Below are 10,485 nucleotides of genomic sequence, written 5' to 3' on the forward strand. Positions count from 1 at the left end.
ACTTTTTGATGGGAAAAAAGTCTAAAAGTCTTACCCAACAAGGTTTTTAGATTTATTGAGCAAACACTAATTAACCAAAGAAAAATGTGTGTATCTAGTAACAATCTCATTGTGGATAAAACAAGTCTAAAACTTCCTCTGGTAAAGGTTCGTTGAAATCATCAGAGATGGTAAATTCTCCTCTAGCTAATCCTACCGGACGAGATCGATGAGATTGACTTAAAAATTGCCAAATTATCTTAATTTCATTTTCACTTAAAGGATTTGTATTGTCCATTTCTTGGTTATTTTTAACTAAAAATTGCCATTTTTGTAATGCTTTTTCTGTTAGGTAATTGTCGGATTTGTTTGCTGCCTCTTGATGAGTTAACTTATCAATAAATTGCCCAACTAAATTAAGATTGTCTGCGGACAAAATTGCTAACTTCTCAGTTAATAACTGGCGTAATTCTACATCGTTCATGATTTTTTAACTATTAACTAAACATCGATTGTAGTCCCCAAAAAGGATAGATACACCCAGGTTAATTCCTAGAGGAGTAATTTCGGGGCTGTCAACCAGAATAACTGACACTTGCCTAGGGGATTTTCCTGATTGGGAACCTCTAGACCAATTATTCCCGCTTTTTTGACCGATAATTTTCCTTGAAACTTGCCCCAAACTAGCATTTCCGTCCAATAGCCTAAATCCGGTTCGTGGCCTACCATTGCGATCGCGTTTTCCTCTCGCTGATAGTCCGACTTTTGCCACCATTGCACCCAATCTTGAATATTGCCGTTGGGTGATAGGGGATTAAATTGCTCAATTTTACGGCTTAAACCCGCTTTTTGCAAAATTTCGGCGGTTTGCACGGCACGCACCAGGGGAGAAGTCAAAATCAGGTCAAATTTCACCCCCAACTGTCCTAATCTTTGGGCAACTTTAGCAGTTTTGGCCCTACCTTCCTCGGTTAAAGGACGTTCCCTGTCGTTGAGATAATCCCCCGATTGTCCTGCTAATCCATGACGCACAAAATAAAGTTTCATATCAGTGTTAGGTCGGTCTTTGCGATGATAACAGATAGCTGAGGTCTAATAGCTAGGTGCGAATTACCTTTTCATCGGGGTTAACTAGATGGGAAAGTTTCTGTTTAATTTGGGTGTCATACAGTTCCCACTTGAGTTTCGCATATTCGGCATTATTATTAAAACCACCGAGGAAACCGATCGGAATTTCAAAACCTCCGGCCATATAACGACCACCACCAAAAAAGCGACCTTGGTTATCCTGTCCGAAAGCTTCCTTGAGAAATTCATCGGGATCTAGGGTAATTTTACTGGTACGCATAGAACCAATGACTAACTCGATATCCTCATCTTCATCGTGAACGATACCATAAACTAAAGCCGTGTGAACATTTTCTTCTGTCACCAAAAAATCGGCAGCTTGGGGAATCGCATCCCGGTCATCATAACGCAAATAACCGACCCCGGCGATCGAATAATTATTTTTAATAATACGGTTTTTTAAGGCCCGTTCAATCACATCCATCACCCGTCGGGATCTGGCCGATTGCAGGACAGCATTTAATAATTGGGCATCGTAGAAACGACTGAGATAACCAGCAGCAATAAATTCACACTCTTGCGCTTGCATTAAATTATTCGTATCCGATCGCAATCCGTGCATCAAAGCTGTGGCACACTTAACATGGACGGTATCGCTACTATTAAAATTCAGTAACCCTTTTTGGATATATTGGGTTAACATCGCCGCTGTTGCCCGCATTTGGGGACGAATATCGACAAATTCCGCGTCTAGATCCCCTTGGCGGGTATGATGATCGATCACGACAATAATGGGAATTTTTGCCTGTTTAACCAGAGTGGTTAACTGACTATTGGTTCCCTGACCATCGACAAAAACACAACCCTGATAAACCGAAAGATCTCTATCCTTGAGGGTATGGACTCCCCAACGTTTAGCCGGTAAACCCGTTAGTTTTACCAAAGCGACATTTTCCTGATGGGAGAGAGTACCCGCATAGACTATATCACAGTGAATATCGTACTGTTCGGCGATAATTTGATAGGCCCAGGCGCTAGAAAGAGCATCGGGATCTGGGAAATCCTGCATCACCACAATTTGATTTTCGCCGCGGTGATTTTCCAAAGTACGTCGCAAGCGATCGATTAGGGAAATAAGTAGGGTATCATTACTAACCGTGACTGGAGGAAGGGGACATACTGCCGACGCTTCCCCTACCACTACATCGGTTTCGAGGGACTTGGCAGGAACTAGACTCAGTAATTCAGCCATCATTTTTAGAAAAGTTCGCTTAAAGGTAGATTCAGTCAGGATTTTTTGAGCTAATTAATTCTAGACGATATTCTGGCTCGATCGGTTCATCTCAAATATTAAGCTTTTCCAGCCCCTAGCTCCCCACTGTCGGTCCATAACTCTAGTCTATCGAAAGACCTCTCCTGTTTGTTCTGGGAGAGCGGTTAGGAGTGAGGGCAATTAACCATCGCTGCCATTACTTGTTAAAATAGATAATTTAGATAGTCAACAGCTTACCATTAATCATGGATGAACCGATAGATATTGAAGTAGTTAGAACTGAAGCACTAAGAAAGCTGGGTAGAAATATAGTTAATTTTTCAAAGATTGAAGGTACTTTAAAGTATCTACTTTCAGTGACTCAGAGCGAGGGATTATCAACATCAACCCTTAACCAGTTGGTTGACAATTATGAGAGATTTCGTAAGCACACATTAGGTCGCCTAGTTGGGAAATTACATAACACTGTGCTAGTGGATGATAGTCAGTCTGAACCTCAACTAGACTCTTCTGAGTTAGGTATGTCTTGGTCATTTAAGGCTACCTATAGTGACCCAGATTTCTTAACTGCTCAGAAACAGGCTCTCTCAGACATTGTGGCGGAACGAAACAAGTTGATTCATGAAGATTTAGCGCTACTCGATACTAGCTCTATAGAAGACTATTATAAGTTAATCAGTTTTTTAGATGAACAAAACCCTCGATTATTAGCTCATCTTGAAGAGCTTGGGTGGATGTTAACCTCATGTATAGAGGGACTAAAAGACCTTCAATCATTCATTAAATCACCAGACTTTCACCAGTTTATACACTCTAGCCAATCCGATGCCTAACAAGCGCGTGTACAGGGAACGGCGGCAGACACTATCGGTTATGATGCAGACAGTTGGTCACACCCTGTCCCCAGGAAAAACTTTTTGCCGCAAACCCTAAATATTTGCCCCGGTTTTTTATAGTAAAGTTATACTATTAAGCAAGCAAAGACGAAATTCTAGGGTTAAGCAATGGTTGGACAACTCGACGACAGCCCGAAAACCGCAATCGTCTATCCCGATAGCGATGGTAAACCGATGGCCGATAATACAAGACAATTTCGCTGGATTACGACGATTAAAGCGAATTTAGACTGGTTATTTGCCAATAATGCCGATGTTTTTGTCGCTGGCGATTTACTCTGGTATCCCGTGGAAGGAGATAATAAGACTCGACAAGCGCCCGATGTGATGGTCGCTTTCGGCAGACCGAAAGGGGAAAGGGGATCCTATCAACAGTGGAAAGAGAACAATATCCCCCCGCAAGTGGTTTTTGAAATTCTCTCTCCAGGTAATACCCAAACGGAAATGACCAGAAAACTACTGTTTTATGACCGTTATGGTGTGGAAGAATACTACATTTATAATCCCGATAAAAATGATTTGGGCGGCTGTATTCGTCGGGAAAATCGGCTCGAAAGTCTAGAAAATCTCGATAATTGGGTAAGTCCTCGCTTGGGCATTCGTTTTCAATTAGCCGAACCAGAGTTACTCTTGTATTATCCCGATGGTCAACCTTTCACCAGTTACAACCAAGAACGACAACGGGCCGAAGCGGAACGACAACGGGCCGAAGCGGAAAGTCAACGGGCCGAAACGGAACGACAAAGGGCCGAACGATTGGCGGCAAAACTGCGGGAGTTAAATATTAATCCCGAAGAAACTTAAAAAAAATTATTGATCTACTCAATCGATCGAGATAGTCTCGCTACAATGAAAGTAGATAAATATCAAGTCCTCTAGCTAGAGTCGCAACAGTAAGCCCAGAAAAAATGCGCTAGGGCAGGGTTGACTAAATCGACGAAGCAATCGCTAAATAGGGGTAATTTCCGTCCACTTCTCCCCAATCCTGAACGGGAGAGGCAGAACCGAAGAATTTCTATAAAATTTCGGTAAGGGTGGAAAGATCAAGTAAGTTAGCGTTAGGGCTTAATCTTCGCCACGGAAAGTAGAACTATGACAGTTTGTGAATATCGGCCAGGTTTAGAAGGAATTCCCGCCGCCCAATCGAGTATCAGCTTTGTGGATGGGCAAAAGGGAATCTTAGAGTATCGGGGCATTCGGATTGAGGAACTCGCCGAAAAAAGTACCTTCCTCGAAACCGCCTATCTCCTTATCTGGGGTGTTCTGCCCACGGGGGCGGAACTGGACGAATTTGCCGATGAAATCCGTTATCATCGACGCATCAAGTACCGTATCGAAGACATGATGAAATGCTTCCCCGAAAAAGGCCATCCCATGGATGCGCTACAAACTTCGGCGGCGGCTTTAGGGTTATACTATGCCCGTCGGGCTTTGGATAATCCCGAATATATCCGTCAGGCAGTAGTCCGGCTATTAGCGAAAATCCCCACCATGGTGGCGGCGTTTCAATTAATTCGCAAAGGTAATCATCCCATTCAGCCCAACGATAGTCTTGATTATGCGGCCAATTTCCTCTATATGTTGACGGAAAGACGACCAACGGATTTAGCGGCGAAAGTTTTCGATGTCTGTTTGACCCTCCACGCCGAACATACCATGAATGCCTCGACTTTTTCGGCCATGGTGACGGCTTCTACTTTAACCGACCCCTACGGTGTCATCGCTTCAGCAGTGGGAACTCTCGCCGGCCCCCTCCACGGTGGGGCAAACGAGGAAGTATTGTTAATGTTAGAGGAAATCGGTTCGGTGGCTAATGTTCGTCCCTATGTGGAAAAATGTATCGCCAATAAACAAAAAGTTATGGGTTTTGGACACCGGGTATATAAAGTTAAGGATCCCCGGGCGACGATTTTACAAAACCTTGCCGAACAATTATTCGCGGAATTAGGTTCCGATGAATACTACGATATCGCCCTAGAATTAGAACAGGCAATGGTGGATATCTACGGCGAAAAAGGTATCTATCCTAATGTGGATTTCTATTCGGGATTGGTCTATCGGAAATTAGGCATCCCCAATGATTTATTTACCCCGATTTTTGCCATCTCCCGGGTGGCCGGTTGGTTGGCCCACTGGAAAGAACAATTAAATACTAACCGCATTTTCCGTCCTACCCAAATCTACACTGGAGAACACGAAGTCCCCTATACACCGATCGAACAACGTTCTTAGATTTTATCTCATATTTTTGATGGAAACACGGTTTCTCGCCTTTGTCAATCTTTCCTAGGCGAGATTTTTTGTCTCATTTCCTGTTATATTGATGGGGCAAGGAAACAGTCCAGCGGCTTTCAGCTTGGTCAGTTTCGGTGTATATAGCAAGGCAAGGTCTCTACTTCTAGATAGTCGGACAGAAAAATATTAAAGATTATGGTGAAATTTTGGCAGGGATTAACGGTATTTTTAATTTCTTGTTTATTGCTGATTTCCCTAACTGCTTGTGGTAATCAAGTTAGACGCAATCAAGTGGTCATATCGGTATTAAGTGACCCAAAAACCTTTAATGCTGTTTTATCGGCCGAATCCCCGAATATTTTTGGTTTAACCTACGAAGGACTATTAACAGAAAATCCCATTACTGGCAAAAAAGAACCGGTCTTGGCAGAATCTTGGACAATTTCCGATGATAATTTGAACATTATTTTTACTATGAGAGAGGGTTTAAAATGGTCGGATGGTCAACCCTTAACCGTTGATGATGTGGTTTTTACCTATAAAGATTTATATCTAAATCCTGATATTCCCAACAACTACCGCGATAGTTTAAGAATAGGATTAAAAAAAGAATTTCCAGTTATCACTAAACTAGATAATCGCAGGATCGAATTTAAACTCCCCGAACCTTTTGCTCCTTTTTTAGATGCTGTCAGTTCACCGATTTTACCTAAACACGCTTTAGAAAAAACTATTCAGAAAAAAAGCCCCGATGGTAGGTTAGAATTTCTCTCCACTTGGGGGTTAGATACTCCTCCCGATAAAATTGTTTTTAATGGTGCTTATAAACTAAAAGAATATATAACGGGACAAAGGATTATTTTTGAGAATAACCATTACTATTGGAAAAAAGATGCCCAGGGACAACAATTACCTCATATAACTTCGGTAATTTGGGCAATTGTTGAATCGCAGGACACAACTTTACTGCAATTTCGTTCTGGAAGTTTAGATTCTATTGGGGTAACTCCCGAATTTTTCTCCCTCTTAAAAACTGAAGAAGAAAGAGGAAATTTCACTATTTTTAATGGGGGACCTGCCTACGGAACCCAATTTATCGGTTTTAATCTCAATCAAGGAAAACGCGACGGAAAACCCCTAGTAGATCCGATTAAATCCCGTTGGTTTAATAACTTAAATTTCCGCCAAGCTATTGCCTACGGCATTAATCGTCAAAGAATGATTGATGATATCTATCGAGGATTGGGACAAGAACAAAATTCTTTTCTTTCTATCCAATCTCCTTTTTACGATAAAACCCTGAAAGGTTACGATTACAATCCCGAAAAAGCCAAAGAATTATTATTAGAGGCGGGATTTAAGTATAATAGTGATAATCTCCTAGTCGATGCCGATAATAATCCCGTTAGATTTAACCTGATTACTAATGCAGGAAATAAAATCAGGGAAGCTATTGGGGCGCAAATTAAAAATGATTTAGCCGCAATAGGAATTCAAGTGGATTTTCAAGCGATCGCTTTTAGCAATTTAGTTGATAAACTGAGTAATAGTCTAGATTGGGAAGCTCATATTTTAGGGTTTACTGGCGATAATGAACCCCACGCCCCTAATATTTGGTATGTAGATGGAAATCTCCACGCTTTTAACCAACAACCTCAACCCGGCAGCCCGCCGATTCAAGGCTGGCAAGCGGCGGATTGGGAGAAAAAAATCGCCGATTTATACGTCAAAGGTTCCCAAGAATTAGACTTTGAGAAGCGCAAAGTTATCTATAATGAAATTCAACAACTTCAACAGGAATACGTCCCCTTTATTTATCTAGTTAATCCCCTCGCTTTGGGGGCTGTGCGTAACTGCTTTGAAGGAATACAATTCTCCGCCTTAGGCGGTGCATTCTGGAATCTAGAAGAATTAAAGAAAACCTGTGGAGGTGTTTAATGACTCATTTTGGCATTCTTTGTCCCACCGCTTCTGGACATATCAATCCTCTCCTACCTTTAGGAAAAGAGTTACAAAAACGCGGTCATAAAGTTACCTGTTTTTTAACTCTTGATGGTGAAGAAATGGTGCAAGCAGCCGGCTTAGATTTTCAGGCAATTGCACCCGACCAATATCCGAAAGGCACATCAGCCAAAAATTTAGCCGAAATTGGTCAATTACAGGGAACAGCCGCCGTCCGTCGCACGGTACAATCAGTTACTAATTCTACCGCTGCCCTCTTTGAAACTATCCCTCAAGAGATGCGTCGCTTGGGAATTGATGCCCTAATTGTCGATCAAGTCTCCCCCTCAGGAGGTACAATCGCAGAAAAATTAGCTATTCCCTTTGTCAGTTTTGCTGGGGCATTGGTTTTAAATCGTGACCCGCTTATTCCGCCCTTTATGACCACTTGGGACTATAATCCCTCATTTATCGGGGTTATTCGCAATAAAATTGGCTATAAACTCCTTGACTCTCTGACTCGTCCCCTGAATGAGTTAATCAACCGGCAGCGTCAAGAATGGGGGTTAATTCCCTATCAAAACATCAATCAACGCTATTCACCCATCGCCCAAATTAGCCAACAACCTGCCGAATTCGAGTTTCCTCGGCAAAATTTACCCGCTCACTTTCACTTTACCGGCCCCTTTCACGATTCCTCCACCAGAAAAACGATTCCTTTTCCTTACGAAAAATTAACCGGACAACCCTTGATTTATGCTTCCCTCGGTACAATTCAAAATCGCCTACAATCGGCCTTTAATGCGATCGCCGAAGCCTGTGCCGATTTGCCGGTACAATTAGTTTTATCCTTGGGCAACACCGACTCTAACATTCAAATAACAACCAAAAACGCCCTAGTTGTTCCCTACGCTCCCCAATTAGAGCTTTTAACCAGAGCCTCTCTTACTATCACCCACGCAGGCTTAAATACTACCCTAGAATCCCTTGCCCAAGCTGTACCGATGGTGGCTATTCCCATCACTAACGACCAACCGGGGGTATCTGCTCGGATAAAATGGTCGGGGACAGGGGAAGTGATTCCGATTTCCCGTCTAGAAGTTCCCCGTTTACGAAAGGCGATTGAAAAGGTCTTATCCTTCCCCAGTTACCGAGAAAATGCCCTGAGAATGCAAAAAGTGCTACAGAAGACAGGAGGGGTGAAAATGGCCGCCGATATCGTCGAAAAAGCCATTTCTACTGGCCAACCCGTCCTATCGGTATAATGGCTAGGGTCTGCTAAAAAAGTTTTTCCTGGGGACAGGGTGTCGGGTGTCGGGTTTTAAAAACGTTATCGAAAACAATTGACAAAAATCGCCCTTTATAACCCGTCCATGGCCTAACACAAACCGAAGAACTATAAAGATTAGATTGAACATTTCTGTGATTTCTGTCTAACAGCAATGGTCAGCGGTGATGAATGAACTAGAACATCGCCGCTTCATCGTGTTAGCTGGCTTGTGCTTAGAGTGTAAGTTTGCGGAGAAATCATGCGTATAGTAACTGATTATTAATACTATCAACAGTCAACGTGTTGACTAAAACACCAACCCGTTGCACGACCTCGTAGGCAGTTTTCTGAGGGACAACAATAATTCCACAATGTTCTCTGCCTTCCTCTATGAATTGAAGATGTAATCGTTCAAAATCAACTCGGTTGTGGGTGACAAGACATCTACCTAAAGAAGCTGCAAATTCTAATTGTTCGCTGTCAGTTTTGCCCAAAGTTGACTGCTCAGGAACAGTGGTGACATCTAAACCACGAGAACGCAGAAGTGTTGCAACTAACGCCGACATATCTTCGTCCATGTAAAGCGAAGCAAATATGCTCATAGCTTACCCAAAGCTGCCTTTACAGAAGGATGCACCAACTCATCGGGGACTTGGTTACGTTCAATGTACTCGTTAATTTCTGCTTGATGATCCAAATAAAAACTCAAGGCATCGAACACTTGTGCTAAGGTCAAATGAGGTAAATGAGTTGGAATTTCCTCTGGCATCACACCTAATCGCCACAGACCTACGATTGCGCGAATAGATGTGCGAGTGCCTTCAATAATTGGCTCTCCACCTAAAATCTCATTGTTTCTGGTGACATAACGTGAAAGAGTGATAATCGTCATGGAATTAGGTCTCTTAGGGAAATCGCTGATTCTATTTTAGTCAGGGACAGACATGACTTGATCATGGCATCTAGTCGCTAGAGGCATCGTCGGCTAGATGTTTTTTCGGCAACCTAACCTAAGACTGGCTCTAATAGTTTGACTAGAGAAAAAAGAGGTGCGTTACATTTCATTAACTACCAGAGCGGCGTACTGCTACGCAGTGCCTTCGGCATCGCACTGACACAAACCGAAGAACCATAAAGATTAGATTGAACATTTCTGGGATTTCTGTCTAACAGCAAAGTTAGCCTGCTTTTGGGGCAGGGATTAGCGCAAAGGTGGTGTTATACTCAGACAAAGTGCAGAAAGTCAAAATCCGTAACTTTCTTGAATCCATGCTGACAACTACTCAATTTGCGCCCCTGCTCAAGCAATTGTCTTACTCCGATAAGCTCTTATTACTTAACTTTCTTGTAGCCGAGTTGCTCAAGGATTCTGGTATTGCACCGATGTCTATTCAAGATGATCTCCCTAGACAAGGTTTACATGACTCTTTTGAGGCTGCCGCCATTCTTGCTCAAGCATTAAAAGAGAAACAAGAATTGACTCATGGCTAATAAAGTAAGATTTGCTTTCACTGAGGTAGATCCTAGTCTTGGAGCATTCAGTACGCTTCCTTATTTGCCACTAGCATTAACGTATCAAAGTCAATCCTTGAGTGTTTCAGGTCTGTTGGATACTGGCTCTAGTGTTAATGTCTTGCCTTATGAAATGGGGCTGGCATTAGGCGCAGTCTGGGAAAATCAAAGGCTATCTTTAACATTAGGAGGGAATTTAGCTAGATTTGAAGCTCGTGCATTGGTTGTCAAAGCCACTGTTGAAGAATTCCCTGCTGTAGATTTAGCTTTTGCTTGGACTCAAGATAAATATGCACCTCTAATATTGGGAC

12 protein-coding genes are annotated in these 10,485 nt (G+C 42.5%); 7 read left to right on the top strand and 5 right to left on the bottom strand.

What is annotated here, in order from left to right:
* Positions 1–106: 106 nt before the first annotated feature.
* From PX636_RS06905 to PX636_RS06915, 3 genes are all read right to left on the bottom strand, one after another.
* Entirely contained in the window at positions 107–463 is a 357-nt protein-coding gene (locus tag PX636_RS06905) for a hypothetical protein (RefSeq protein WP_002797815.1), read from the bottom strand.
* 68 nt (positions 464–531) lie between these two features.
* A complete protein-coding gene (gene sixA / locus PX636_RS06910; protein ID WP_002797816.1) occupies positions 532–1,026 on the bottom strand; it encodes a phosphohistidine phosphatase SixA in 495 nt (164 codons plus the stop codon).
* A 52-nt stretch (positions 1,027–1,078) separates the two neighbouring features.
* Positions 1,079–2,302 carry a DHH family phosphoesterase gene (locus tag PX636_RS06915; protein ID WP_190722289.1) on the bottom strand — a complete coding sequence of 408 codons (1,224 nt, stop codon included), beginning with the start codon at positions 2,300–2,302 and terminating at the stop codon, positions 1,079–1,081.
* A gap of 263 nt (positions 2,303–2,565) precedes the next feature.
* On the opposite strand from PX636_RS06915, the gene PX636_RS06920 reads away from it, so the two are divergent.
* From PX636_RS06920 to PX636_RS06940, 5 genes are all read left to right on the top strand, one after another.
* Positions 2,566–3,153, top strand: a complete 588-nt coding sequence (locus PX636_RS06920) for a hypothetical protein (protein ID WP_079207311.1) — start codon at positions 2,566–2,568, stop codon at positions 3,151–3,153.
* Between the two features lie 171 nt (positions 3,154–3,324).
* Positions 3,325–4,020: a Uma2 family endonuclease gene (locus tag PX636_RS06925; protein WP_288116574.1), complete on the top strand. Its 696-nt coding sequence runs from the start codon at positions 3,325–3,327 to the stop codon at positions 4,018–4,020.
* Positions 4,021–4,308: 288 nt separating this feature from the next.
* Positions 4,309–5,448 (top strand): citrate synthase, encoded by a 1,140-nt coding sequence (locus tag PX636_RS06930; protein WP_002796663.1) that lies wholly within the window; start codon positions 4,309–4,311, stop codon positions 5,446–5,448.
* Between the two features lie 198 nt (positions 5,449–5,646).
* Complete coding sequence (locus PX636_RS06935) at positions 5,647–7,389, top strand: ABC transporter substrate-binding protein (protein ID WP_004162990.1); 1,743 nt, start codon at positions 5,647–5,649, stop codon at positions 7,387–7,389.
* Positions 7,389–8,657, top strand: a complete 1,269-nt coding sequence (locus PX636_RS06940; RefSeq protein WP_288116575.1) for a glycosyltransferase — start codon at positions 7,389–7,391, stop codon at positions 8,655–8,657. The genes PX636_RS06935 and PX636_RS06940 overlap by 1 nt, the downstream gene beginning before the upstream one ends.
* A gap of 262 nt (positions 8,658–8,919) precedes the next feature.
* On the opposite strand, the gene PX636_RS06945 is transcribed toward PX636_RS06940, so the two are convergent.
* Positions 8,920–9,264 (bottom strand): DUF5615 family PIN-like protein, encoded by a 345-nt coding sequence (locus PX636_RS06945; RefSeq protein ID WP_002794977.1) that lies wholly within the window; start codon positions 9,262–9,264, stop codon positions 8,920–8,922.
* Complete coding sequence (locus tag PX636_RS06950) at positions 9,261–9,554, bottom strand: DUF433 domain-containing protein (RefSeq protein WP_002794978.1); 294 nt, start codon at positions 9,552–9,554, stop codon at positions 9,261–9,263. The genes PX636_RS06945 and PX636_RS06950 overlap by 4 nt, the downstream gene beginning before the upstream one ends.
* Positions 9,555–9,931: 377 nt before the next feature.
* Between PX636_RS06950 and PX636_RS06955 the strand changes: the two genes are divergently transcribed.
* Together PX636_RS06955 and PX636_RS06960 are read left to right on the top strand one after the other, a co-directional pair.
* Positions 9,932–10,153 (top strand): hypothetical protein, encoded by a 222-nt coding sequence (locus tag PX636_RS06955; protein ID WP_012264164.1) that lies wholly within the window; start codon positions 9,932–9,934, stop codon positions 10,151–10,153.
* On the top strand, positions 10,146–10,485 hold a 340-nt coding region (locus tag PX636_RS06960), incomplete at its 3' end, for a hypothetical protein (RefSeq protein WP_288116577.1). The genes PX636_RS06955 and PX636_RS06960, both read left to right, overlap by 8 nt.

This window comes from Microcystis sp. M53598_WE2 (assembly GCF_030067735.1).
Lineage (GTDB): Bacteria > Cyanobacteriota > Cyanobacteriia > Cyanobacteriales > Microcystaceae > Microcystis > Microcystis aeruginosa.

What these genes read in the sequence shown, in the direction of transcription:
- PX636_RS06905 (WP_002797815.1), bottom strand. Translation starts at nt 463, where the DNA reads ATGAACGATGTAGAATTACGCCAGTTATTAACTGAGAAGTTAGCAATT.
- sixA (WP_002797816.1), bottom strand. Translation starts at nt 1,026, where the DNA reads ATGAAACTTTATTTTGTGCGTCATGGATTAGCAGGACAATCGGGGGAT.
- PX636_RS06915 (WP_190722289.1), bottom strand. Translation starts at nt 2,302, where the DNA reads ATGATGGCTGAATTACTGAGTCTAGTTCCTGCCAAGTCCCTCGAAACC.
- PX636_RS06920 (WP_079207311.1), top strand. Translation starts at nt 2,566, where the DNA reads ATGGATGAACCGATAGATATTGAAGTAGTTAGAACTGAAGCACTAAGA.
- PX636_RS06925 (WP_288116574.1), top strand. Translation starts at nt 3,325, where the DNA reads ATGGTTGGACAACTCGACGACAGCCCGAAAACCGCAATCGTCTATCCC.
- PX636_RS06930 (WP_002796663.1), top strand. Translation starts at nt 4,309, where the DNA reads ATGACAGTTTGTGAATATCGGCCAGGTTTAGAAGGAATTCCCGCCGCC.
- PX636_RS06935 (WP_004162990.1), top strand. Translation starts at nt 5,647, where the DNA reads ATGGTGAAATTTTGGCAGGGATTAACGGTATTTTTAATTTCTTGTTTA.
- PX636_RS06940 (WP_288116575.1), top strand. Translation starts at nt 7,389, where the DNA reads ATGACTCATTTTGGCATTCTTTGTCCCACCGCTTCTGGACATATCAAT.
- PX636_RS06945 (WP_002794977.1), bottom strand. Translation starts at nt 9,264, where the DNA reads ATGAGCATATTTGCTTCGCTTTACATGGACGAAGATATGTCGGCGTTA.
- PX636_RS06950 (WP_002794978.1), bottom strand. Translation starts at nt 9,554, where the DNA reads ATGACGATTATCACTCTTTCACGTTATGTCACCAGAAACAATGAGATT.
- PX636_RS06955 (WP_012264164.1), top strand. Translation starts at nt 9,932, where the DNA reads ATGCTGACAACTACTCAATTTGCGCCCCTGCTCAAGCAATTGTCTTAC.